Below are 23908 nucleotides of genomic sequence, written 5' to 3' on the forward strand. Positions count from 1 at the left end.
AGGCAGGAACGTCCGGACGGCCGGCCCGACCGGCGTACGGATCTCCGACCACACGCACGCGTGCCGCAGCGCGCGCCCGCTCAGGCAATCCAGAGAGGCTCCCCATGAAGACGCTCGTCATCGCCGGTGGCACCGACGGCATCGGCAAGGCCCTCGCCGAGGTGTATCTCCGCCGGGGCGACACCGTCGTCGTCATCGGACGCGACAAGGCCAGGGGCGGGCACTATCTCGACGCCGCCCGCGCATCGGGAGCCGCGGACCGCGCCTTCTTCGTGACGGCCGACCTGAGCCTGCTCTCCGGGACCACCCGGGCCGCGGAGGAGATCCGCGCCTCCTTCCCCGCCGTCGACGCCCTGGTGTTCTGCGCCCGCCACTACCGCTCCCTCCGTACGGAGACGGCGGAGGGGTACGAGGAGAACTTCGCGCTCTTCTATCTGAGCCGGCGTCTGCTGGCCCGTGCGCTCGCCGCGCCCCTGGCGGCGGCCCGGCGTCCGGTCGTCGTCAATGTGGCGGGACCGGGGTCCGGTCTCGACCTCGTACGGTGGGACGACCTCCAGCTCACCCGCGGATACGAGGGCACCACCGCACTCGCCCAGGGCGGAAAGCTCAACGACCTGCTGGGCGTCACCTCGGCCGAGCAGTACGGCCCCGCCGGTATCCGCTACGTCCTGATCCACCCGGGCGTCACCGCCACCGGCTTCTCCGGCGAGTACGACGCCGCGACGCTGCCCCACATCCGTTCCATGAGGCAGCACGCCAAGCCGGTGGAGGCGGCCCTGCCCCCGATCACCGGCGTCATCGACACACCTCCGGCCGAGCCGCTCAGCGCGTACGTCGAGGGCCGGCGCATCCCCGTCGACACCCCGGACTTCGACCCCGCCGCCGCACGCCGGCTGGAGTCACTCACCGAACGGCTCCTGGGCGAAGGGCCGCGGTGAACCGCGATGCGCCGGCCCGCAACGGCGGGGGAGGTGTCCCTCGCCCGGCCGCTCGCACCGGAATGGGGGCTTGGTAGCTTGATCGCCATGACGGTGGCATTGATCGACTCGGGGCTCGGCCTTCTCGCCACGGCGGGCCGGCTGCGGCACCTCGCCCCGGAACTCGATCTGCTGCTGCTCCTCGACCCCGAGGGCGCCCCGTGGGGACCGAAGAGCACGTCCTTCATCACGGATCGTCTGGTCAGTGCCGCCCATGACGCGGTCGAGCGGGGTGCGGAGGCCCTCGTGGTGCCCTGCAACACCGCCACCGTCACCGCGATCGAGGCCCTGCGCCAGGAGTTCGAGCCGCGCGTGCCGGTGATCGGCACCGTGCCGGCGGTGAAACCGGCCGCGGCGGCCGCCCCGGGCATCGCGGTGTGGGCCACGGTCCGGACCACGGCGAGCGACTACCAGACCCGGCTGATCGCCGACTTCGCGCAGCACAAGCCCGTCGTGCGGGTCGCCTGCCCCGGACTCGCCGAGGGGATCGACCGCGGGGACCCGGCGGCCGTGACCGCATCGATCGCCGACGCCGCCGGGCGGACCCCCGGCCACTGCGCCGCCGTCGTGCTGGGGTGCACGCACTACGCGCTGGTGGCGGCGGAGATCCTGCGACACCTGCCTGCCGGGACCACGCTGTACGACAGCGCGGAAGCGGTCGCCCGGCAGACCTTGCGACGTCTGGGCCGGACCACGGAACCGCACGGCGCGGCGGGGCGCGTCGACGTCGTCCTCAGCGGCAGGCCGGGTTCCCTGCCGGCCGCCGCCCGTTCCTACGCCGTCGGCCGGGCCCTCGCCGCCGCGACGCACGTGCCCCGCGAGGCACTCCTGCCCGACCCGTTCCTTCCCGAAAGAGAGCACGCATGAAGATCGTCGACGCGACGGTCGTCGTCACCAGCCCCGGCCGTAACTTCGTCACCCTGAAGCTGACGACCGACGAGGGCCTCACCGGCCTCGGGGACGCCACACTCAACGGGCGGGAGCTGGCCGTCGTCAGCTACCTCACCGACCATGTGGCACCCCTGCTCATCGGCCTCGACCCGCACAGGATCGAGGACACCTGGCAGTACCTCTACCGCGGCGCCTACTGGCGGCGCGGGCCGGTGACCATGGCCGCGATCGCCGCCGTGGACGTGGCGCTGTGGGACCTCAAGGCGAAGGCCGCCGGCCTGCCGCTTTACCAACTGCTCGGCGGCGCGAGCCGGGACCGGATCGGCACCTACGGCCACGCCAACGGCCGCGACATCCCCGAACTCCTCGACTCCGTACGGGCCAGGCTGGCCGAGGGCTACCCCGCCGTCCGCATCCAGACGGGCATCCCCGGACTGAAGGCCGTCTACGGGGTCTACAACCAGGACGACGCCGGGGACACGGTCGCCCACCAGCAGGCCCGGCCCCTGGTCGAGGACTGGGACACGGACGCGTACCTGCGCCACACCCCGGCCGTCTTCGACGCGGTGCGTGCCGAGTTCGGCGCCGGGCTGCCGCTGCTCCACGACGCCCACCACCGGCTCACCCCGGTCCAGGCGGCCCGGCTCGGCAAGGACCTGGAGCCGTACCGCCCGTTCTGGCTGGAGGACTGCACACCCGCCGAGAACCAGGAGGCGCTGCGCCTGGTCCGCCGGCACACCACGACGCCCCTGGCCGTCGGCGAGGTGTTCAACACGGTGTACGACTACCAGACGCTGATCACCGAGCAGCTGATCGACTACGCGCGTTCCGCGGTCACCCACTTCGGCGGGGTCACACCCCTGCGCAAGCTCTTCGACTTCGCCGCCCAGTACCAGGTGAAGAGCGCCGTCCACGGCCCGGAGGACATCTCGCCGGTCGGCATGGCCGCCGCAGTCCACCTCGACCTCGCCGTCCACAACTTCGGTATCCAGGAGTACTCCGGCCACAACTCCCGTACCGAGGAGATGTTCCGGCACGCCTACACCTTCACCGACGGATACCTGCACCCGGGCGAGGCGCCGGGCATCGGGGTGGAACTGGACGAGGAGATGGCGGCCGCGCACCCGTACGAGCAGGCCTACCTCCCGGTCAACCGGCTCCGGGACGGCAGCGTCCACGACTGGTGAGCCGCGGCGCGCCGCCGCCCCGTAGGGGGTCACGTCCTACCGGCGCCCGGGGGCCGCACATCCGCGGGCCCCGGCGCCGGGCCCCGTCAGGGGTGGGCCGGCTGGAGGCCCGCGTACACCCCTTCCCGGCCCAGCAGTTCCTCGTGCGTCCCCACCTCGGCTATCCGGCCGCCCTCCATCGCCACGATGCGGTCGGCCCCCTGGATCGTGGACAGGCGGTGCGCGACGACGAAGACCGTCCGGCCGTGCACGAGCCGGGAGAGAGCCTCCTGGACCAGGGCCTCGGAGCGGTTGTCCAGCGCGGAGGTGGCCTCGTCGAGTACCAGCACCCTGGGGTCTCGGATCAGCGCGCGGGCGATGGCGAGCCGCTGCTTCTGCCCGCCCGAGAGGCGGGCCCCGCGTTCGCCGACGACCGTGTCCAGACCGAGCGGCAGACCGCGCACGAACTCCAGCGCGTTGGCGTCCGTCAGGGCGCGCATCAGCGTGGCGTCGTCGGTGTCCCCCATTCCGTACGTCACGTTGTCGCGGATGCTGCCCTCGAACAGGATCGACTCCTGCGGCACCACGGACAGGAACCGCCGGTAGCTGCGCAGGTCGAGCCCGGCCATGTCCGTGCCGTCGAGCATGATGCGGCCCGACGTCGGACGGATGAAGCCGATGAGGAGGTTGAGGACGGTCGACTTGCCGGCGCCCGACGCACCGACCAGCGCGATGGTCTCGCCCGGCCGTGCGGAGAGGGTGAATCCGTCGACGGCGGGAGCGGAGTCGTCGTAGGCGAAGCCGACGTCCTCGAAGTCGATGCGGCCGGTGACCCGCTCCACCTGGGCCTTGCCCGCGTTGCGCTCCAGGTCGGGGGCCTGGAGCACCTCGCCCGCCGAACGCACCGACTCCAGCCCCTTGGTGAGGACCGGGGCCAGACCCAGCAGCGTGGTCACGGACCCGGTCAGGACGGTGAAGAAGGCGCTGAGCATCACCACGTCGCCCGGCGTGATGGGCATCCAGCCGTGGTACGCGACCAGCGCGGACCCCGTCAGGCACAGCACTCCGAGCGTGTTGAGGATGACCCAGGCCAGCGATCCGAAGCGGCCGTTGATCACGTCCAGGCGCAGGCCGGCCGCGAAGACCTGGCGCAGCGAGCCGTCGACGCGGCCGAGGGCGGTGCGCTCCAGCCCGTGAGCGCGGGTGATCGGGATGAGCGTGGTCATCTCGCCGACGCGGGAGGAGAGTTGCTCGACCTCGCGGCGGAAGGACTCGTTGTGGCTGCGCAGCCGGGCGCGCAGCTTCATCACGAGGAATCCGGCGGCGGGCACGACGATCAGGAAGACCGGCAGGAACGCGGGCACGCGCACCCCGATGACGACGAGCCCGCCGACCAGGGTGACGACGGCGCCGAGCCCCATGTCGGCGCTCTGCTGCATCATCTGCTCCACCGACTCCACGTCGCGGACCACCTTGGCCTGCAGGACGCTCGAACTGACGCGTGCGTGATAGCCGATGGACAACTGCTGCATCCGGCGGCAGAGCGCCGAGCGCAGGGTCGTGCCCATGCGGCGGATGCTGCCGCCGAGGCAGCGTACGTACCACTGGTGGAGCGGGTAGTTGATCACGAGGATGAACAGCAGGACGCCGGTGGACTTCCACAGCCCGGACTCCGGGCCGTGCTGGACGACCACGTCCAGGACCGTGGCGGTGATGAGGGGAAGCAGCCAGATCGGGCTGTGCTTCACGACGAAGATGACGACCGCGAGGGCCAGCCGTCCGCGGTCGGGCCTGAAGAGGTGGCCGAGGGTGCGGACCGGGTTCTCGCCGCGGTAGCGATGGTCGAGGTGGTCGAAGGGCGCCAGGGATTCGGCGGAGGGTTGGGCAACCGCTTTCTGCATGAGTCCATCCCACCCCGCTCCCGCCGTCCGGGGCAAGCCGGTTCCACGGACGGGACAGGGGGCGGGGGAGGCGAGACTTCGGGGCCCGAAGTGCCTCAGTGGACGCGGAGTTCGTCCGGCTGCGGCGCCGGTGCCGGAACCTCGGGGCGGGGGCGGCCCGCCGAGGCGATGACCGCCGTGACCAGGCCGGCCAGCAGGCCCCAGAACGCGGAACCGATCCCCAGCAGGGTCACCCCGGAGGCGGTGGCGAGGAAGGTCACCACGGCCGCCTCCCGTGACGCCTTGTCGGCCAGCGCCGCCGTCAGCGAGGCCTCGATGGTGGCGAGCAGCCCGATCCCGGCGATCGCCAGGACGAGTTCCTGCGGCATCGCGGTGAGCAGGGAGGCGACCGTCGCGCCGAGCAGCCCGACGCAGAGGTAGAAGACACCCGCCCACACCGCGGCCAGGAAGCGCCGGTCGCGTTCGGGGTGGGCCTCCTCGCCGGTGCAGATGGCGGCGGTGATCGCGGCGAGGTTGAGACCGAAGGCACCGAAGGGGGCGAGCAGGGCGTTGGCCGCCCCGGTCCACGTCATCAGCGGCGACACCGGTACGTCGTAGCCGGCGCCGCGGAGCACGGCGACACCCGGCAGGTTCTGGGAGGCCATCGTCACGACGAACAGGGGCGCGCCGACGCTGACGAGGACCTTCCAGTCGAACTCCGGGGCGGTGAACACCGGGGTGGCCAGGGCGAGCCGGACCTTGCCCAGCTGCCACCCGCCGGTGAACACGGTGGCGACGACGCCCACGGCGAGCGCCAGCAGCACCGCGTACCGGGGGAGCAGACGCCGGCTCAGCAGGTAGAGCACGAACATGGGGAACGCCACGGCGAAACTGTCGTGCATGGTGCTGAACAGGCCCGTGCCGAAACGCAACAGCACTCCGGCGAGCAGGGCGGCCGCCAGCGGCACCGGAATCCGGCCCATGAGCCGGCTGAACCACCCGGTCACCCCGCTGACGAGGATGAGCAGACCCGAGAAGACGAAGGCGCCCACCGCCTGCGCCATCGACACCCCGCTCAGACCCGTCGTCAGCAGCGCCGCTCCGGGCGTCGACCACGCGGTCACGACGGGGGCCCGGTAGCGCAGCGACAGACCGATACAGGTGCAGGCCAGGCCGACACCGAGCGCGAGCATCCAGGAGGAGATCTCGCGCGAGTCCGCCCCGGCGGCCCTCGCCGCCGTGAAGACCAGGGCCGCGGAACTCGTCACCCCGACCATGACGGCGATCAGTCCGGCGGCCACGGCCGAGGGCGGTGCCGCCGCGCGTATGCGGGTGATCGCGAGCATGAGTGAGCCACTTCCCTGTGCCGAGCGGTTCGGGGCAGCGCCGACGGCCGGAGCGGGCCCGGGACGCGCCATCGTTCCGTATACGGAACGTTCTGTTTGTGGAACACTAGAGAGAAGGGCCGATGCCCGTCAACCAGGACAGCGGAGCGGGTGCACGCGGATGGGACTGAACGAGGACGTGGGGCGCAGGCTGCGCGCGCTGCGGCGCGAGCGGCAGCTGTCACTCTCCGAGCTGTCCCGGCGTTCCCGCGTGGGCAAGGGCACGCTCTCGGAGCTGGAGAGCGGGACGCGCAATCCGACCCTGGAGACGCTGTACGCGCTCGCCACCGCGCTCGGCCTGCCGCTGAGCGCCGTGCTGAGTGACCCGCTGCCCGCCGGCGGCCCCGGCCCGGCGCTCCCCGGCGTCTCGGGAAGCGCCGTCACCGCCGTCCTGCTCGAACGGTACGAGGCCGGGTTCGCGGTCACCGACGTGTTCCGGATCAGCATCCGGGCGGGCGCCGTCCAGGAGTCGCAGGGCCACGTCCCGGGCACGCGGGAGAGCCTGATGGTGCTGTCCGGCACTGCCGTCGTCGGCCCGCCCGACGACACCCGCACGGCCGGCCCCGGCGCCAGTGCCGAGTGGCGGGCCGATGTGCCCCACGTCTACGGCGCGCCCGACGGCGAGGTGCAGGGCGTCCTCTTCGTCCGCTACCCCCCGGCGGGCGAGCCCGGCCCCGGCTCCGGTGGAGGAGCCGAGACCGGCTGAGCGCCGCCCTCACGCCGCCTCGGCCACCACGCCGTTCGCGTAGGGGAAGGCCGGGCGGTCGCCGAGCCGTCCGACGAATTCCTGGAGGCGGGGGTACCCGCACAGGAAACCGGCCGTGCCGGGCTGCACGAGCGTCACCCACAGGTCCACATCGGCCGCCGTCAGCTGAGGGCCGCACACGTAGGGGTGCAGGGAGAGACGGTGCTCCATCACATCGAGCGCGGCCGAACGCTCCGAGGGCTCCGCCGCATCCGTGACCCCGAGCTCCAGCAGCTCACGGATGCCGTCGATGTCGGCGGCGAGCTCCGGCGGGTGCAGCGGGGAGGGGCAGGCCTCGTCGTGGCCGGACAGCAGCCCCGCGAGGTCGCGCAGGATGTCGGGCGTGTGGTTGCTGACGATGCGTCCGCTCCAGCGGTCGCACAGCGCGGGAGCGGTCAGCGGCCCGTTGTAGTGGTGCACCGTGGCCTCGTACGCACCGCGCAGCGCCGCGAAGCCCTCGGGTGTGCCGGCCGGGTGGGTCAGGAGCGTGGTGGCGACGGAGTCCTTGAGCCCGAGCAGGCCGAGGGTGATCGAGATGCGCAGCGAGCGGGGACAACTCACCGACAGGAACAGCTCGTAGCGGTGCGGTGCCGGATAGAAGCCGCCGGCCAGACCGACGCCGATCCGGCTGTGGATGGGCGCGGACCGTACGGCCGACGCGAGGAGCAGACCTGACGGACGTGACGCCGGTGCGGATGAAGCGGGGCCGAACGTACACGCGTTGCCTGTGCCACAACCGCGCGATGCTGTCTCGGGCATGACTCTCCCTGTGGGATCCCTGGGGGAACGACGAAGCCACCGCTGCCTCGTGGGCACCGGCGGCCGGATGCGGAACGACTGAGCCTGCATACCGGTCCGTCCGGAGGAACGCGCAAGGGGCCGGTTCGACAGCCCGGTACGCGTCCGTCCGCCGACGGACCCTAGTAAGCGCTGGAGACGCGCAACAGATCGATGTGCAAGCGCCTTGTCAAGCCGATCCTGGGCATTCCCACCGGTCCTGCCGTCGGGGCTCGCGAGACGCGAGACCGCGCTTGCCCCGTCGCACCGACGGGACCCGGTCGTCACCCGGGGCACCCCATCGCGGTGGAAGGGTTGCCTGTCAGCGGGCCGGGGCCGATGACCGCACGAGCGGGAGATCCCGTCCGGGCGGCGCTGACAATCGTGACCGTCCCCGCCAGTCTCGGTGCGCCCGGTGACGTCGTCAAGGAGGTGGTCCGAGCCGTCTCGCCTGGTGGTCACCGGCGTTGACATCCATTTCGGAACGGCCCTAACCTCCGGCCCAGAGCAGCACGGTCACGAGTGCCGGTGAAAAGCCCTGGCTCGCCGGCCGGCAACCCTCGCACGCGGTGGGGTGCCCCAGGTGAGGACCGGACCGGATGACGTTCGGTAAGCGTGAGGCCCCGCGGGGCGGAATGGTGACGGTGAGCGAGATGTACGCAGCTGACGGGACGGCCGCACGACGGCCCCGCGGCTGCGTCCTGCTGTGTGCGGACCGCACCGTCGACCTCCTGCGTGTCAACAGCGCGCTGTGTACGGCCGCTTCCCGCCCTCTCTGTCAGGGCTGACGGCTCTCCGATTCCCTGACACCCACCGCTGCCGCGGTGTGCCCTCTCCCCGCCCGGCCCCCTCCCGCGCTGTGTGCCGCGTTCCGCCGATCCGTTCCGACGGACACGGCGGCGTGCCGCCCGCCGCGGTCCGGGGTGTCCGCATCCGCTGGAGCCCTCCATGAGTGAATCCTCCGGCGTCGCTGTGCCCAAGGGATCAGCGCCGCCCACCGGGACGATGCCGCGCCCCGATCCGGCCGCCGGGACGGACAGCCGCCCGGCCCCGCCGAAACCCCTGGCGGCGCAACGGGTCGTCCCCCTCCGCCGTCCCTTCCGCTGGATCATCACGGCGGTCGTCCTCGTGCTGGTCGCCCAGATCACCCACGGCCTGGTGACCAACCCCTTCTACCAGTGGGACCGGTTCCAGTACTGGTTCCTGCGCCCCACCATCCTCGACGGTCTGGTCGTCACCCTCGAAGTCGCCGTGTACAGCGCGGTGCTGGGGCTGCTCGGCGGCGTGCTGCTGGCTCTGGCGCGGCTCTCCCCGAACCCCGTGCTGCGCACCGTGAGCTGGCTCTACACCTGGCTGTTCCGCTCGGTGCCGCTGATCGTGGTCCTGCTGTTCCTCTACAACTTCAGCGCGCTCTACCGGACGTTGAGCATCGGAGTGCCGTTCGGTCCGGCCTTCTTCACCTTCGACGAGTCGCGCCTCGCCACCGACATGGCCGTCGCCGTCGTCGGCCTGAGCCTCAACGAGGCGGCCTACGCCTCCGAGGTGGTGCGCGGCGGCATCCTCTCCGTCGACCAGGGCCAGCACGAGGCGGCCTCCGCGCTGGGCCTCCCGAAGCGGTACCAGTTCGCCAGGATCGTCTTCCCGCAGGCGCTGCGCTCCATCACACCGAACTACGTCAACCAGCTGATCGGCCTGATCAAGGGCACCTCGCTGGTCTTCTACGTCTCGCTGCTCGACCTGTTCGGTTCGGTGCAGAGCATGGGCAGCACCTACCCCGGCGACATCGTGCCGCTGCTGCTGGTCGCCACCTTCTGGTACCTGATCCTCACCAGCGCCGTGTCCGTCGTCCAGTTCTACGTCGAGCGGCACTACTCGCGGGGCGCCCTGCGCACCCTGCCGCCGACCCCGTTGCAGAAGGTACGGAACGGTCTGGACGGTCTGCGGGCCCGGGCCCGGAGGGAGACGGCGATATGACCACCGACACGCAGGAGATCAGCCCGGCCGCGGTCGAGGTGCACGACGTCTACAAGTGGTACGGCAGCCAACGCGTCCTGGACGGAGTGGCGCTGACCGTGCGGCCCGGAGAGGTCACGGCCGTCCTCGGCCCCTCCGGCTCGGGGAAGTCCACCCTCCTCCGGGTGATCAACCACCTGGAGAAGCCCGAGATCGGCCATGTCAGCCTGAACGGCGAACCGATCGGCGTACGCCGGCAGGGCGGGCGGCTCAAGGAGCTCAGCGAACGGGTCATCCTGGCCCAGCGCAGCCGGATCGGCTTCGTCTTCCAGAACTTCAACCTCTTCCCGCACCTGACCGTGCTGGACAACGTGGCGGCCGCCCCGGTGGCCACCGGCAAGCTCGCCAAGCGCGCGGCGCAGGAGCAGGCCCGCGAACTGCTCGCCCGGGTGGGCCTCGCCGACCGGGCCGGGTCCTACCCGCGACAGCTGTCCGGCGGCCAGCAGCAGCGGGTGGCCATCGCCCGCGCCCTCGCCCTGCGGCCCGGGGTCATCCTCTTCGACGAACCGACGTCCGCCCTCGACCCCGAACTGGTCGGCGAGGTGCTCGCGGTCATCAAGGACCTCGCGCGCAGCGGAACCACTCTCGTCATCGTCACCCACGAGATCGGCTTCGCCCGTGAGGTCGCCGACCGGGTGGTCTTCATGGACGAGGGACGGATCGTCGAACAGGGCCCGCCCGCACAGGTGCTGGACCACCCGGAACACGACCGGACCAGGGACTTCCTCAGCAAGGTCCTCTGACCCTCCCGCCCGCACCCTCATCCCACCCTCACCGGACAAGGACAGCCATGCACACCCTCAGTCTCCGCAGCAGACTCCTCCGAGGCACCGCCGCCACCGCGGCCGCCCTCTCCCTCGCCGCAGCCCTCGCCGCGTGCGGCGGCGACAGCGACGCCGCATCCGCGGACACCGCGGCGGTGGCCGGGACGGTCACCGTGGGCGCGCTGTCCAACGGCGCCGCGAAGGAGACCGGACTCAAGGTGCCCGAGGTGAAGTCGATCAGCGCCGGGCTGCCCGGAAAGATCAAGGAGCGAGGCACGCTGGTGATCGGCGTGGGCGCGCTGCCGGCCGGATTCCCGCCCCTGGCGTACGTGGGCGACGACCAGAAGACGCTCACCGGTGCCGAACCCGACCTCGGCCGGCTGGTCGCCGCCGTCCTCGGACTCAAGCCGGAGATCAAGAACTCGACCTGGGAGAACATGTTCGTCGGCATCGACAGCGGCAAGGTCGACGTGGCCCTGTCCAACGTCACCGACACCGAGGAGCGCAAGCAGAAGTACGAGTTCGCCTCCTACCGGCAGGACAACCTCGCCTTCGAGGTGCCGAAGAAGAGCACCTGGAACTTCGACGGCGACTACCGGAACCTGGCAGGCAGGACCGTCGCCGTCAGCGCCGGCACCAACCAGGAGAAGATCCTGCTGGAGTGGAAGACGAAGCTGGCGAAGGACGGCAAGAAGCTCGGCATCAAGTACTACCGGGACAGCAACGCCACCGCACTGGCCCTGGCCGGCGGAAAGATCGACACCTCGTTCGGCCCCAACCCCGGCATCGCCTACCACATCACCCAGACCGCGAAGACGCCGAACGCGACGCGCAACGCGGGCACGTACTCCGGAGCCGGCTCCACGCTCCAGGGCCTGATCGCGGCCACCGCGAAGAAGGACAGCGGGCTCGCGAAGCCGATCGCCGCAGCGATCAACCACCTGATCAGGAGCGGCCGGTACGCTGACTGGCTGGCCGCCTGGAACCTCTCCAACGAGGCGGTCGACACCTCCAGGGTCAACCCGCCCGGCCTGCCCCTCGACAACTCCTGATCCGCTGACCGTCCGGGGGCCCGGGCCGTGCCGCGGCCGGGCCCCCGCCCCACCCGGCGCCTTCCCGAGACGGAGACTCCGCACCGCCATGTCCCTCAGCCATCCCGCCGCACCCGCGCAGCCCCCGCACATACTCGACAACGCGGCCTGGGCCGCCCTGACCGGCCCGCACGCCCGCTTCGCCGAACGGGTCGGCCGGGCCGCCCGCTACCCGACGGACGTCTCCCCGTTCACCGCACTCGACGACCCGGCCGACCCCCGCGCCTGGGACGACCTGGCCGCACTCGTCGGTCCCGGCACCGTCACCCCGGTCACCGGCGTCCGGTCGGTGCCCGACGGATGGGAGACCGAGCAGACCGGCGAGGGCGTCCAGCTGATCGACACCGCCCTGCGCGCCGAACCCGCTCCCGAAGCGGTACGCCTCGGCCTCGCCGACGTACCCGAGATCCTCGAACTGATCGGCCTCACCCGGCCGGGGCCCTTCCTGCCCCGGACCGTCGAACTGGGCACCTACCTCGGCATCCGCGACCACGGACGGCTGGTTGCCCTGGCCGGCGAGCGGCTGCGCCCGCCGGGCTGGACGGAGATCAGCGCGGTCTGCACCCACCCCGGCCATCGCGGCCGCGGGCTGGCGACCCGGCTGGTGCGCGCGGTCGCCGCCGGGATCAGGGAGCGCGGGGACGTCCCCTTCCTGCACACGGCCGCGAGCAACACCGACGCGATCCGGCTCTACGAGTCGATCGGCTTCACCCTGCGCCACCGCAGCCGGTTCGTGCTCGTGCGCAGCCCCCACGCCCGCGACGGCGACGCCGGACGCCCCGAGCGGCCGCAGGCCGGCTCGCTGCTCAGCCCGCGCCCAGCAGGTTGACCATGCGGATGTAGCGGACCCAGTCCCAGTTCGGTCCGGGGTCGGTGTGGTCGGTGCCCGGGACCTGTACGTGCCCGAGGATGTGCGTACGGTCCTTGGGGATCGAGTAGCGGTCACAGACCGAGGCGGTCAGCAGCGCCGACTTCTCGTACATGGCATCGGTGAAGTAGGCGGGCTGGTCCACATAGCCCTCGTGCTCGATGCCGATGCTGCGGGTGTTGTAGTCCCAGTTCCCCGCGTGCCAGGCGATGTTCTTCTCCCGCACGCACTGGTCGATGTAGCCGTCGGCCGAGCGCACCACATAGTGCGCGGACACCTGCTTGGCCGGGTTCTGGAAGATCGCCACCGCGTCCGGGAACGTCTCCTGGGTGACGTGGATGATCACGTACTGGACGGGATAGGCCGAAGGCCGGGTCGACACGGTGTAGTTGGACGTCGAGGCCGGTACCCAGTGGGCCGACGGATAGTCCGTGTCGCCGGCCGTCGCCGCGGCGGCGGCGCGGGCGGACGCGGGCAGCACCGCGGCCGCCACCGTCGCCGCGGTGCCCTGAAGGATCCTTCTGCGATCCATGCGTACTCCTGGGTGTGGGGGAGGGGGAACGGGTGGAAGCCACGGTCCACCGCCCCGCGGCCCGGCGGCGTGCGGCAGGTCGGTACCCGATTCCCCCGACATCCCGTGACTCCCTCATGTCCGATGACCGGAACGCACTGTCCGATGTGCGGCCGGGCCATGTGCGCGCCCTACCGTACGGGCGTCACGCGAGTGGCGGAAGACGGCAGGGTCCCGAAAGGGGCTCGGCACAGACGGAGTTGGCGGCCCATCAGGAGGGGCTGGACCGCCGGACGGCCGGGTCCGGCGGCCCGCAGCCGGATACGTCAGTGCGTCAGCGGGCGCGGCAGCTTCAGCAGCGTCACGGACGTCTCGATCCCGGAGTCGACCAGCCGGCCGTCCGCGTCGAAGGCGCCCGACCCGTCGGTCATCCCGAAGTCGTTGTCGTTGACGAGGGCGAGGGTGTCCCGCCCGGTCACCGCGACGCCCTCGATCTTCCCCGGCACACCCGCGACCCTGCCCAGATCGACGACGAGGCTCTTGCGCAGGACCGGGACGCCCGCGGCCGCCGGATCGGTCAGCTCCTCGTACGAGGGCGAAGCCGCCGGCGTGTCCCAGCGGGAACCGAGGATGCCACGGCCGTGGGGGAGCGTCACCCGGTGCAGCCGGGCCGCCCGGTCGGTGCGCTCCTCCACCAGGAGCTCGTCGCGTCCGATGGCGACGACCGAGGAGATCTTCAGCTCGGACGTGTCGTCCTCACCCGGGTCCACGACGTCCACCGCGTCGAAGCGGTAGGCGTACTCCGCCGTCACCGCGCGCTTCCCCGGCGAGAAGCGCAGCAGCCGCACGTTGCGGGAGGCCTCGCCCGCGTCCTGGTCGGGCAGCGAGAGAGGGCTCTGGACGGCGAGCACCAGATCGCCGCCCGGCAGCAGCGCCAGGCCCTCGAAACCGCGGTTGGTCTTCCGGTGGAGCAGGACTCCGGGGAGCGCCTCCACGACCGGGTAGTCCGCACCCTTGAGATTCAGGCCCCTGGGGACGTAGCGGGCCAGCACCCGGCCCCGGCCGGAGACGTGCACCAGCGACGGACCGTACTCGTCGACCAGCCAGAACGAGCCGTCCGCGACGCGGACGATGCCCTCCGTGTCCAGACCGTTCGGGTTGTACGCGAGCGGAGTCCCCGCGTCGTAGGAGTACGGGGCCTCGTCCCGGCCCTCCTGGTTGGAGAGGCCGGTGACGGGAGCACCGGAGCGCGTGGTCAGCGGGACGGCTTCCAGCACCCGGACGCGCCCGCCGCTCACCCGCACCTTGACGATCGCCGGGTCGAAGCCGGGGACGGGGAAGGTGCGCCGCTTGGCGCCGTCGACCTTGATCTGGCCGTTCGGGCCGCGGTCGGTGACGGTCCAGAACTCGCCCGTGCGGCCGGCCGGGTAGATGTCGCTGCCGATCCCGCCGAGCATCACACCGCGATCGTCCCCGACCGTCCCGGGCAGCAGCCCGTTGCTGAAGCCGGCCAGCGGGATGTCGGCGAGCACGGCGGTCGACGTGACCTTCGGTGCGCCGTCGGGGCGGTGGTGGCGGTCCTGCGCGCCGGTCGCGGTGCCTGCCACGCACACGGTGCCGAGCAGGGCGAGCGGCAGCCCGACGGCAAGGGATCGACGGACAACACGCGCGGACATGGAACCTCCCGAGGAGCGAACGGCCTGACGGCCGTCAGGTTCCGCCCCGCACCTCAACGAACGGTGACATCGAGTTGAACTCCCGGGCGGAACGCGGCGGCGGACAGGGGTTCTTCGCCCCGCCCGCCGCCGGTGATCCGCCGTCAGTCGTCGGCCGGGGCCGCGTCGGCCCACGCCGCCGCCGGATCCTCGTCGGACGGACCCGCCGGAACCCAGCGGCCGCTCTCCTTGCGGTACGGATACCAGCGCCCGTCCCGCCCGTAGCGCAGCTGGACCGTGCCGTCCGCCGACGTCCAGCGGTTGCGCTCGGCCCGCAGCCGGGGCGCCTCGTCCTCGTCCCAGGCCCCCGCGAGCCGCGTCCTGGCCCGGGCGAGGGCCGCCGCGTCCGGCGCCCACTCCTCGTCCAGCACGGTGAGCGCGGCGGCGCCGCCGTACTGCCAGGCGCGCACCGCCGCCGGCAGCCCGGCGCGCTGCCGCCCCGACCCGGCCGCCAGCCGGTTCACGATCCACGGTTCGGGCCGCGCCTCGGCCGCCAGCCGCACCGCGTCCTGCTCCGGCGTCAGCCCGGCCGGGACCGGCTGCTGACCGTGCCCCGGCGACAGCGCCGCCGCCAGCATCCGGTGGGCCCGCACGGCGCTGTCCGTGGCCAGCATCTCCAGGGCCGTCGGATCGAGCCCCGGTTCGGGGTCGGTCTCCGTGTCCAGCGAGGGTGACGTGCCCGGTTCGGCGGGCAGCGCCGGGGGAGGGGGCAGCGCCGGGAGAGCGCCGGCCGCCGCGTAGGCCGCTGCCGCCGGGACACCGCGCACGGCCGGGTCCTCGGCCTCCTCCGCGGGCGCATCGGCGGTGCCGGGCGGGCCCTGGGCCGTCGCCCTGGCCGCGATCCGCACCTGCAGTTCGTCCAGCAGCCGGCGTTCCCCCCGGCCGCGCATCAGGAGCAGGACGAACGGGTCCTGGTCCAGCAGCCGCGCCACCTGGTAGCAGAGGGCGGCGGTGTGCTGGCAGTGGTCCCACGCCTCGCAGGTGCACTCCGGGTCGAGATCGCCGATCCCCGGCAGCAGGTCGACCCCGGCCGCCGCCGCGTCCTCCACCAGATGCGGCGGCATCTCGCGGTCGAGCAGCGCGGCGATGTGCCCCGACCGTTCGACGGCCATGTCCAGGAAGCGGTCCCACTCCTCCTCTGTCAGCTCCTGGAGCAGCACATCGCTGCGGTGGCCGGACTCGTCCCGGATGACCGCGGTGATCCGGCCCGGCCGCACCGATACCGCACCGACGCGGCCCTCACGGGCGAACCGGCGGCCCTTCTTGAGCTGCTGGTTGTCGAGCGCGGTGTCCTCCAGGGCCTTCAGCCAGGCCTGGCCCCACCAGGACTCGGCGAAGCCGCGGCCGCGCGCGGGAGGCAGCGCGGCGAACGTGCGCTCCTGCTCGGGCGCCGGATCGTCCTGACCGTCGCCTTCGTACCGGTCGTCGTATCCGTCCGACTCGTATCCGTCGCTCATCGCGCGCCCCCTCGCAGCTCCACCAGATCGGCCAGTTCCGCATCGCTGAGCTCGGTCAGGGCACTCTCGCCCGAACCGAGGACCGAGTCCGCGAGCCCCTGCTTGCGGGCGAGCATCTCCGCGATCCGGTCCTCGATCGTGCCCTCGGCGATCAGCCGGTGCACCTGCACGGGCTGGGTCTGGCCGATGCGGTACGCGCGGTCGGTGGCCTGCGCCTCGACCGCCGGGTTCCACCAGCGGTCGAAGTGCACCACATGGCCGGCCCGGGTGAGGTTGAGCCCGGTCCCGGCGGCCTTCAACGACAGGAGGAAGACCGGCGCACCGCCCGACTGGAACCGGTTGACCATGGCCTCGCGCGCGGCCACCGGCGTACCCCCGTGCAGGAACTGCGTCCCGATCCCCCGCGCCGCCAGATGCCGTTCCAGCAGCCGGGCCATCTGCACGTACTGGGTGAAGACCAGCACCCCGGCGCCCTCGGCGAGCATGGTGTCGAGCAGTTCGTCGAGCAGCTCGACCTTGCCCGAACGGTCCGCGATCCGCGGCTCCTCCTCCTTGAGGTACTGCGCGGGATGGTTGCAGATCTGCTTGAGGGCGGTCAGCAGTTTGACGACCAGGCCGCGCCGCGCCATCCCGTCCGCTTCTGAGATGGCCGCCAGGGTCTCGCGCACCACCGCCTCGTACAGGCCCGCCTGTTCCGGGGTCAGCGACACCGCGCGGTCCGTCTCGGTCTTGGGCGGCAGCTCCGGGGCGATGCCCGGATCCGACTTGCGCCGGCGCAGCAGGAACGGCCGTACCAGAGCGCCGAGGCGCTCGGCTGCCCCCGGATCGCTGCCGTCCTCCACGGCGCGCGCGTACCGGGTACGGAAGGTGCCGAGCCTGCCCAGCAGACCGGGGGTGGTCCAGTCGAGGATCGCCCACAGCTCGGAGAGGTTGTTCTCCACCGGGGTGCCGGTGAGGGCGACCCGTGCCCGCGCCCCGATCGTGCGGAGCTGCTTGGCCGTCGCCGAGTGCGGGTTCTTGACGTGCTGCGCCTCGTCGGCGACGACCATGCCCCACCGCACGGCCGCGAGCCGCGGCGCGTCGAGCCGCATCGTGCCGTAGGTGGTGAGGACGAACTCGCCGTCGGCCAGCTCCTCCAGGCTGCGCGATCCGCCGTGGAAGCGGCGGACCGGGGTGCCGGGGGCGAACTTCTCGATCTCCCGCTGCCAGTTGCCCATGAGTGACGTCGGGCAGACCACCAGGGTCGGTCCGGCGGCGTCCTCGAGGGTCTGGCGGTGCAGGTGCAGGGCGATCAGGGTGATGGTCTTGCCGAGCCCCATGTCGTCCGCGAGGCAGCCGCCGAGCCCCAGCGAGGTCATGGTGTGCAGCCAGTTCAGGCCACGGAGCTGGTAGTCCCGCAACGTCGCGGTGAGCGCAACCGGCTGACCGACCGTCCGTTCCTCGTCCTGCCGGGACTCCGGATCGGCGACCCGCTGCCGCAGCCGCTCCAGCCAGCCGGTGGCCCGGACGTCGACCCGGTGGCCGTCGACCTCCGTGGAGCCGGTCAGTACGGCGCCGAGCGCGTCGATGGGTGTGACCTTGCGGTCCTGGGTCTCCCGGGCGCGACGCGCCTCCTCGGGATCGATCAGAACCCACTGGTCGCGCAGCCGGACCAGCGGCCTGCCCGCCTCGGCGAGCCGGTCGAGTTCGGCCCGGCTGAGCTGTTGGTCGCCGAGTGCGAACATCCAGTTGAACGCCAGCAGGGCGTCCGCGGACAGCAGGGGTGTCGTGTCCGAAACCTGTCCCCCGGCTGCTCGGTTTCCGTCCGGTCCGCCGTCGCCGTCCTCGTCGTCCGGGGGCCCGATCACGGCGCGGGCGGTCAGCTTGCCGGCCGTCAGTTCCCGGGGCCAGTGGACCTGGACTCCGGTCGCGGCGAGGGCCCGTGAGGCGGGGCCGAGGAGCTCGGCGATCTCCTCGTCGGCGGGTTCCACGGCGTCCGGTACGGCCGCCGACAGCAGCGGGGCCAGCGGCGGCCAGGCCCGGGCGGCCCGGCGCAGCATGAGCAGGGTGTCCATCCGGGCCCTCGGCCCGAAGGCCGCGGCGGCCCGTCCGGAGCCCGCCCAGATCTCGGCGGCGTCCGCGACCAGGCCCGGATCACTGACGCCGTGGATCTGCGGAACCACCCGGAACGAGGGACCGGACGCCCCGGCCGCCACCCCGGTGCGGTCCAGGCCGGACACCTCCACGCGCAACGAGAGCCGGAGCCCCGCGTCGTGCCCCGCGGCGACATCGGCGACCCAGGCGCGCTGGCCGGGGAGATGCTGGGGGGCGTCCGCGGCGAACGCCGGGCCGCCCGCGGCGGACGACGCGGCCGGGGTGCGCGGCAGCCCGTCCGCGACCGCGTCGAGGAACGCCCTTACCAGGCCCTCCGGTTCGGGCAGCAGCAGCGGCTGGGACAGGGCGTCGACCGGCACCGCGTGGGCGGTCGGCGGCATGGCAGCGGCGAGGGTCCGGATCCGGGTCAGGTCGTCGGCGGTGAGCGGGCCGGCCCGCCAGGTGTCGTGATCCGTGGCGCTCAGTCCGGGCAGCAACAGCCCCCGGGCGGCGAACTGCAGGGCCAGCAGCCCCGCCGCCCCCCAGAACAGGGCCGCCGGTGAGGCGTGCGCGGCGGCCCGGGCGCGCGTGAGTACGGGAAGGGCGTCCCGCACCGGCAGGAGCCGGGCCGGCACCCCGTGGGGCAGACCGTCGGCGTCGGCGACAGTCAGTTCCCCGACCGTTCCCGGGGCCTCGGGCGGGCTGCTGCCGTCCGGGTACCAGAAGGCGACCCGCCCGGTCCGGGCGGGATCCGCGGGCAGGAAGACCACGGAACAGGCGGCGAGTGCGGAGATCTCGGAGAGCGTTGCTGCGGGGAGGCGGTGCACAGCGATGTCAGAGTCCTCAAATTTGACTAGTGGGCCGAGGTCGCCGAGGGTACTCCATCAATCGTTCCGGCGGCGGTGGTCGGTGTGTGATTCACCTCACCCGCGTATGTCCGGAATGTCTCCCGGGTGTGGCTGACCCCCCGTCGGAATGAGGGGGTTGGCACCAGGAAACCCGGGGTGTTGGCTCCATGGCTGCTATACATCTGCGACCCGTACGTTTCATCAGGTCAGCGCACCTATAAGACCGGAGACATCATGCCTCAGGCCGCAACCACTGTCGTGGAACGAACCCACGACAGTGCCGGAAGTACCGGAACTGCCGGAAATACCGGAAGCACCGGAAGTGCCGGAAGTGACTTCGCGCCACTGCTGCGGGCCGTGAAGGGGCAGGGACTCCTCGAACGGCGCACCGGCTGGTACGCGGCGGGCATCGGCGCCAACCTGCTCGCCCTGGGCGCGGTGATCACCGCGGTGGTCCTCCTCGGGAACACCTGGTGGACCCTGCTGCTCACGCTGCCCCTGGCCGTCATCTGGTCCCGCACCGCCTTCGTCGGGCACGACGCCGGCCACGCCCAGATAACCGGCGACCGCCGGGCGAGCCGGGCCATCGGCCTGCTCCACGCCAACCTGCTGCTCGGGATGAACGAAGCGTGGTGGAACGACAAGCACGTACGCCACCACGCCAACCCCAACCACATCGACAAGGACCCGGACGTCGGCGTCGGCGCCCTCGTCTGGACCCAGAAGCAGGCGGCCCAGCGAGAGGGCTTCGCCCGCTGGCTCACGCGCAACCAGGCCCGGCTGTTCTTCCCGATGCTGCTCCTCGAAGGCATCGCCCTGAAGATCTCCGGCTTCCAGTACCTGCGACAGCAGCCCGTCAGGGAGCGGGCCCTGTCCGGTCTGCTCCTGGTCGCGCACCTGGGCCTGTACGCCGCGCTCCTGCTCGGCGTCATGTCGCCCGGCAAGGCCGTCGTCTTCGCGCTCGTCCACCACGCGCTGTTCGGCCTCCACCTGGGCATGGCCTTCGCGCCCAACCACAAGGGCATGGAGATGCCCGACCCCGACGGAGACCGCTGGGGGCACCTCCAGCGCCAGGTCCTCACCTCGCGCAACGTGCGGGGTGCCGTCCTCACCGACTGGTTCCTGGGCGGACTCAACTACCAGATCGAGCACCACCTCTTCCCGAGCATGCCGCGCCCGCACCTGCGGCTGGCGCAGCCCCTGGTCAAGGCTCACTGCGAGGCGCTCGGCATGCCGTACGCCGAGACCGGACTCATCGAGTCCTACCGGCAGGCACTGGAGCACATGCACGAGGTCGGTGCCCCGCTGAGGTGAGGGGCGCGGATCCGGAACGGCCGCCGCCGCGGACTCGTCCGCGGCGGCTGGAACCGATGGGCACGCACAGGCGTTCTCACAACAGGAGCGGCCACTGGCCGCGAAGGAGGCGTGGACGATGTCGAACAGCGCGAAGATCGCCATCGGGGGAGTTGTCGTCGCAGTCGTCCTGATGCCGTTCATCGGGTTCTGGCTGTCACTGCTGGTGCTCATCGGGGTCCCCGCGATCGCTTATCTGGCCTTGGATCCGAGCCAGCGACGCAGGCTCCGTAGGATCACGCGTAAGGAGATAGGCCGCTGAGAGAGGACCTGCGCAGTGAGCGGGACAGTCACCGTCGTGAGCAGTAATGACACGTACAGCTTCACCAAGCCGAACCGGGACAGCATCACCCTGCTGACCGGGCTCGGTGTGGAGGGGGACGTGCACGCAGGAGTGACGGTCAAGCACCGCTCCAGGGTCGCGCAGGACCCCACACAGCCGAATCTGCGCCAGGTCCACCTCATCCACGAAGAGCTGTTCGGCGAACTGCGCGAGGCCGGCTTCGAGGTCGCCCCCGGCGATCTCGGGGAGAACGTCACCACCAGTGGTGTCGATCTGCTGGCCCTGCCCGTCGGCACCCTGCTGCACCTCGGCGACGAGGCCGTGGTCGAGGTCACCGGGCTGCGCAACCCGTGTCTCCAGATCGACAACTTCCAGGACGGACTGCTCAAGCAGGTCGTCGGCCGGAATGCGGAGGGCACCATCGTCCGCAAGGCCGGGATCATGAGCGTGGTCGCCGTGGGCGGCGTCGTGCACCCCGGGGACCCGGTGAAGGTGGAGCTCCCCGCGGAGCCCCACCGGCCGCTCGAACGGGTCTGACCCGGACCGAGGACGCCCTACGTGAGGGGGCCCGGGATCTTCTGATCCCGGGCCCCCTCACGTAGGCATCGCGCCGCGCAGGTCAGGAGGGCCGGACCGCCAGCGCGTCCAGCGCCTCGAGGAGCTTCGGGAGCTCCGTCCCGCGCCCCACGGGCAGGATCTCGCCGGGCACCTCGTCGAGCAGCATGAAGGCGATGTCGTCGGTCCTGGCGACCATCGACCAGCCGGGGCCGTCGGCCCGGATCATCCGTGCGTCGCCGGGGGCGAAGGAGGAGCGGACGCGGCCGGGCGGCGGCGGCGCGTCGACGTAGGCGTGCGCCTCGGCCAGCGCCCTTCGTATGCCGGGGTGGGTGCCCGAGGCGTCGTCGTCGGGCTCCGGCGAACCGGACTCCCCGTCCACGTCCTCCGAACGCGACTCCGGTTCCAGGTCCTCCGAGCGGGATTCCGCGTCCTCGCCCGCCCCCGAGTCGCCCGTCGCCCCGGCCCCGTCAGCCACCGCAGTCACCCCCGCCGAGGACTCCGCGCCCGGTCCGTCGTTCTCTTCCGCGTTCTCGTCACCCGCCCCGCCGCCACCCGCCGGTGCGAACGCCGTCGCGTCGTCGATCTGCTCCCGCCAGACCGCCCACTGCAGGGCGATCGCATCCGCCCCGAGCCGGCGCTGGGCGGGACCCCAGACATCGGTGGCGGGCGGGGCCAGGGGCGGCAGGTCCTCGCCGTCCGCCTCCGGGTCCGGCGCCGGATCGTGCGGGGCGGGCACGCCGGGAGCGGCGACCGCCAGGGCGAGCGGCCATCCGGGCAGGGCGGAGACCACCGAGCGGTCGTCCGGCGACAGGTCGTACTCCATTCCGCAGTCCCAGGAGGCTATGGCCACGGCCACCAGGGACACGTCGTCCACGACCACCGTCCACCGGGCCCCGTCGCTGTCCTGGCCCATCACCAGGCCGTAGCCCTCGGCGTACGGTTCGAGGCCCAGGGCCGCGCATGCCGCCGGGTAGTCGTCGCCGAGGACACTCGGGAACTGGGCAGGGGTCAGCAGGACCGCGGTCAGCACGTACAGTGCGTCGTCGTCGGCGACTGTGTTGTCCGTCCCGGCCACTGCACCCTCCTCTTCCGTCACCTTTGTCGTCGGCGCACCTTAACCAGTGGGTAACCCGCTCGTCGAGGCCCTGACAAGGCAGGATGCGGCCCGGCCGCGGCCGGCCGCTCCGGCTCAGTCGTCCGCAAGACCGAGCAGGGTGCGCGCCACCGCCTCCGGGGATTCGTCGCGCTCGCGGGCGAGCGCGATGACGGCCCGGCAGGCCAGTTCGCCGACGCCGAAGGAGAGCGCCTCCGGCGACACCCAGCCACTGGCCTCGTCCATGCGCTCCTGGTCGTCCTCGACCGATGCCGCGACGAACGTGGCGGCCGCCTCGAAGAGGTTGTGCTGCCGGCGGGCCGCGGTCCGGGTGGGGGCGGCGGGTCTGCCGTCCTTGCGCCCGGGGGTCACGGCTCTGCGCAATATGCCGAACATGCCGCTCATGGGATCGCCCTTCGTCGAAGTGTGCGCGGGGGCGGACGCCACAGGCACCTGAGGTGTACCTGCCGCTCTGTCCGCCGTGCGTACTCACCGTCCTGCCCGCACGCGTAGGCTTGGACACTCGACCGGGACGAAGGAGCTGTGCCGTGAAGCGTTTCGACCGGCTGAAGCACATCCAACGCCTCGATCCGGAGCGGGACTTCCTGGAGATCTACCGGATCACGGCGACGTACGAGTTCCCGTGGGACATCACCCGCGCCCTCGAACTGGCCCTGTACCGCACGTATGCCGTCCCCTCCATCGGCCGACTCCTTTCGGAGACCGCCGAACTGACGGACCGGTCGCAGAAGCGCTACGACGACACCGCGCTGCTCCTGGACACCGTCGTCGAGCACGGCTTCGAGAGCGAACCGGGGCGCACGGCGATCCGCCGGATCAACCGGATGCACCGCAGCTACGACATCAGCAACGACGACATGCGCTATGTGCTGTGCACCTTCGTCGTCACCCCGAAGCGCTGGCTCGACGCCTACGGCTGGCGCCGGCTGTCCGACCACGAACTGCGGGCGTGCGCCGCCTACTACCGGACCCTGGGTGCGCACATGGGGATCAGCGGCCTGCCGCAGACGTACGAGGACTTCGAGCGCACCCTCGACACCTATGAGGAGGCGCACTTCGGCTGGGACGAAGGTGCGCGCGCGGTGTCGGACGCCACCCTGGACCTCATGGCGTCCTGGTATCCGCGCCCCCTCGCGCCGGTCGTGCGCGGCGCGAGCCTCGCGCTTCTCGACGACTCCCTGCTGCGGGCCTTCCGTTACGAACGACCGGGTGCGGCGGCCCGCTCGCTCACCCGCGGCGCCCTGCGCCTGAGGGCTCGCGCGGTACGGCTGCTGCCGCCACGCGGGAAGCCGCACTACGCCCGGCAGAACCCGGAGATCAAGGGATACCCGGGCGGATACGAGGTGGCCGCGCTCGGCACCTTCCCCACGCCCGGCGCCGGGGGCTGCCCGGTCCGGCACCTGAGCCGTCCGGACGCCCCGGCCGAGTGACCGGACCGC

The 23908-nt window shown here is 72.1% G+C and carries 22 protein-coding genes and 2 riboswitches; of the genes, 12 read left to right on the forward strand and 10 right to left on the reverse strand.

Translation table 11 applies throughout. The annotated features are described in order from the left end of the window. The first annotated feature begins 104 nt into the window (after positions 1 to 104). From OG408_RS38215 to manD, 3 genes are all read left to right on the forward strand, one after another. A complete protein-coding gene (locus OG408_RS38215; RefSeq protein WP_326674090.1) occupies positions 105 to 938 on the forward strand; it encodes an SDR family NAD(P)-dependent oxidoreductase in 834 nt (277 codons plus the stop codon). An 87-nt stretch (positions 939 to 1025) separates the two neighbouring features. Beyond that, positions 1026 to 1844, forward strand: a complete 819-nt coding sequence (locus OG408_RS38220; protein ID WP_285565553.1) for a glutamate racemase — start codon at positions 1026 to 1028, stop codon at positions 1842 to 1844. Continuing rightward, the gene (gene manD / locus OG408_RS38225) at positions 1841 to 3055 is read left to right on the forward strand and encodes a D-mannonate dehydratase ManD (protein ID WP_285565552.1); all 1215 of its coding nucleotides are present in this window, start codon (positions 1841 to 1843) and stop codon (positions 3053 to 3055) included. The genes OG408_RS38220 and manD overlap by 4 nt, the downstream gene beginning before the upstream one ends. 86 nt (positions 3056 to 3141) lie before the next feature. Here the strand turns inward: manD and OG408_RS38230 are convergent, their stop codons facing one another. After that, positions 3142 to 4935, reverse strand: a complete 1794-nt coding sequence (locus tag OG408_RS38230) for an ABC transporter ATP-binding protein (protein ID WP_326674092.1) — start codon at positions 4933 to 4935, stop codon at positions 3142 to 3144. A gap of 95 nt (positions 4936 to 5030) precedes the next feature. Next, positions 5031 to 6260 carry a benzoate/H(+) symporter BenE family transporter gene (locus tag OG408_RS38235; RefSeq protein ID WP_326674094.1) on the reverse strand — a complete coding sequence of 410 codons (1230 nt, stop codon included), beginning with the start codon at positions 6258 to 6260 and terminating at the stop codon, positions 5031 to 5033. Positions 6261 to 6420: 160 nt separating this feature from the next. Here OG408_RS38235 and OG408_RS38240 point away from each other — a divergent pair, with 160 nt between their 5' ends. Continuing rightward, positions 6421 to 7005 (forward strand): helix-turn-helix domain-containing protein, encoded by a 585-nt coding sequence (locus OG408_RS38240; protein WP_326674096.1) that lies wholly within the window; start codon positions 6421 to 6423, stop codon positions 7003 to 7005. Positions 7006 to 7014: 9 nt separating this feature from the next. Here OG408_RS38240 and OG408_RS38245 read toward each other — a convergent pair whose 3' ends face one another. Both OG408_RS38245 and OG408_RS40245 read right to left on the reverse strand, forming a co-directional pair. Next, entirely contained in the window at positions 7015 to 7803 is a 789-nt protein-coding gene (locus OG408_RS38245) for a hypothetical protein (protein WP_326674097.1), read from the reverse strand. 161 nt (positions 7804 to 7964) lie between these two features. Continuing rightward, positions 7965 to 8030 (reverse strand): putative leader peptide, encoded by a 66-nt coding sequence (locus tag OG408_RS40245; protein WP_353051434.1) that lies wholly within the window; start codon positions 8028 to 8030, stop codon positions 7965 to 7967. Positions 8031 to 8066: 36 nt separating this feature from the next. Further along, a riboswitch (SAM riboswitch) is annotated at positions 8067 to 8211 on the reverse strand. A 124-nt stretch (positions 8212 to 8335) separates the two neighbouring features. Then, a riboswitch (SAM riboswitch) is annotated at positions 8336 to 8443 on the forward strand. A 326-nt stretch (positions 8444 to 8769) separates the two neighbouring features. Between OG408_RS40245 and OG408_RS38250 the strand changes: the two genes are divergently transcribed. The 4 genes from OG408_RS38250 to OG408_RS38265 all read left to right on the forward strand — a co-directional run bounded on the left by OG408_RS38250 (position 8770) and on the right by OG408_RS38265 (position 12518). Continuing rightward, on the forward strand, positions 8770 to 9795 hold the full coding sequence (locus OG408_RS38250; RefSeq protein WP_442806106.1) for an amino acid ABC transporter permease: 1026 nt from the start codon (positions 8770 to 8772) through the stop codon (positions 9793 to 9795). Then, positions 9792 to 10577, forward strand: a complete 786-nt coding sequence (locus OG408_RS38255) for an amino acid ABC transporter ATP-binding protein (RefSeq protein WP_326674098.1) — start codon at positions 9792 to 9794, stop codon at positions 10575 to 10577. The genes OG408_RS38250 and OG408_RS38255 overlap by 4 nt, the downstream gene beginning before the upstream one ends. A 47-nt stretch (positions 10578 to 10624) precedes the next feature. Continuing rightward, positions 10625 to 11650: an ABC transporter substrate-binding protein gene (locus OG408_RS38260; RefSeq protein ID WP_326674100.1), complete on the forward strand. Its 1026-nt coding sequence runs from the start codon at positions 10625 to 10627 to the stop codon at positions 11648 to 11650. 88 nt (positions 11651 to 11738) lie between these two features. Next, a complete protein-coding gene (locus OG408_RS38265; protein ID WP_285565545.1) occupies positions 11739 to 12518 on the forward strand; it encodes a GNAT family N-acetyltransferase in 780 nt (259 codons plus the stop codon). Here OG408_RS38265 and OG408_RS38270 read toward each other — a convergent pair. From OG408_RS38270 to OG408_RS38285, 4 genes are all read right to left on the reverse strand, one after another. After that, positions 12496 to 13089 carry an N-acetylmuramoyl-L-alanine amidase gene (locus OG408_RS38270; RefSeq protein ID WP_285565544.1) on the reverse strand — a complete coding sequence of 198 codons (594 nt, stop codon included), beginning with the start codon at positions 13087 to 13089 and terminating at the stop codon, positions 12496 to 12498. The genes OG408_RS38265 and OG408_RS38270 overlap by 23 nt on opposite strands. A 305-nt stretch (positions 13090 to 13394) precedes the next feature. Further along, positions 13395 to 14744, reverse strand: a complete 1350-nt coding sequence (locus OG408_RS38275) for an esterase-like activity of phytase family protein (protein WP_326674102.1) — start codon at positions 14742 to 14744, stop codon at positions 13395 to 13397. Positions 14745 to 14887: 143 nt separating this feature from the next. Beyond that, positions 14888 to 16240, reverse strand: a complete 1353-nt coding sequence (locus OG408_RS38280; RefSeq protein ID WP_285565542.1) for an SWIM zinc finger family protein — start codon at positions 16238 to 16240, stop codon at positions 14888 to 14890. Continuing rightward, positions 16237 to 19140 (reverse strand): DEAD/DEAH box helicase, encoded by a 2904-nt coding sequence (locus tag OG408_RS38285; protein WP_326674104.1) that lies wholly within the window; start codon positions 19138 to 19140, stop codon positions 16237 to 16239. The genes OG408_RS38280 and OG408_RS38285 overlap by 4 nt, the downstream gene beginning before the upstream one ends. A gap of 255 nt (positions 19141 to 19395) precedes the next feature. Here OG408_RS38285 and OG408_RS38290 point away from each other — a divergent pair, with 255 nt between their 5' ends. The 3 genes from OG408_RS38290 to OG408_RS38300 all read left to right on the forward strand — a co-directional run bounded on the left by OG408_RS38290 (position 19396) and on the right by OG408_RS38300 (position 21334). Then, positions 19396 to 20475: an acyl-CoA desaturase gene (locus OG408_RS38290; RefSeq protein WP_285565540.1), complete on the forward strand. Its 1080-nt coding sequence runs from the start codon at positions 19396 to 19398 to the stop codon at positions 20473 to 20475. A gap of 118 nt (positions 20476 to 20593) precedes the next feature. Next, positions 20594 to 20776, forward strand: coding sequence for a hypothetical protein (locus OG408_RS38295; protein WP_136325839.1), 183 nt, complete (start codon positions 20594 to 20596; stop codon positions 20774 to 20776). 15 nt (positions 20777 to 20791) lie between these two features. Next, positions 20792 to 21334 (forward strand): MOSC domain-containing protein, encoded by a 543-nt coding sequence (locus tag OG408_RS38300; RefSeq protein WP_326674106.1) that lies wholly within the window; start codon positions 20792 to 20794, stop codon positions 21332 to 21334. 82 nt (positions 21335 to 21416) lie between these two features. Here the strand turns inward: OG408_RS38300 and OG408_RS38305 are convergent, their stop codons facing one another. Together OG408_RS38305 and OG408_RS38310 are read right to left on the reverse strand one after the other, a co-directional pair. Next, on the reverse strand, positions 21417 to 22430 hold the full coding sequence (locus OG408_RS38305; protein WP_326674108.1) for a hypothetical protein: 1014 nt from the start codon (positions 22428 to 22430) through the stop codon (positions 21417 to 21419). Positions 22431 to 22544: 114 nt separating this feature from the next. Then, positions 22545 to 22853 (reverse strand): hypothetical protein, encoded by a 309-nt coding sequence (locus OG408_RS38310; protein WP_285565537.1) that lies wholly within the window; start codon positions 22851 to 22853, stop codon positions 22545 to 22547. A gap of 143 nt (positions 22854 to 22996) precedes the next feature. On the opposite strand from OG408_RS38310, the gene OG408_RS38315 reads away from it, so the two are divergent. After that, complete coding sequence (locus OG408_RS38315; RefSeq protein ID WP_326674110.1) at positions 22997 to 23899, forward strand: oxygenase MpaB family protein; 903 nt, start codon at positions 22997 to 22999, stop codon at positions 23897 to 23899. The last annotated feature ends 9 nt before the right edge of the window (positions 23900 to 23908 follow it).

This window comes from Streptomyces sp. NBC_01257, assembly GCF_035917255.1.
Lineage (GTDB): Bacteria > Actinomycetota > Actinomycetes > Streptomycetales > Streptomycetaceae > Streptomyces.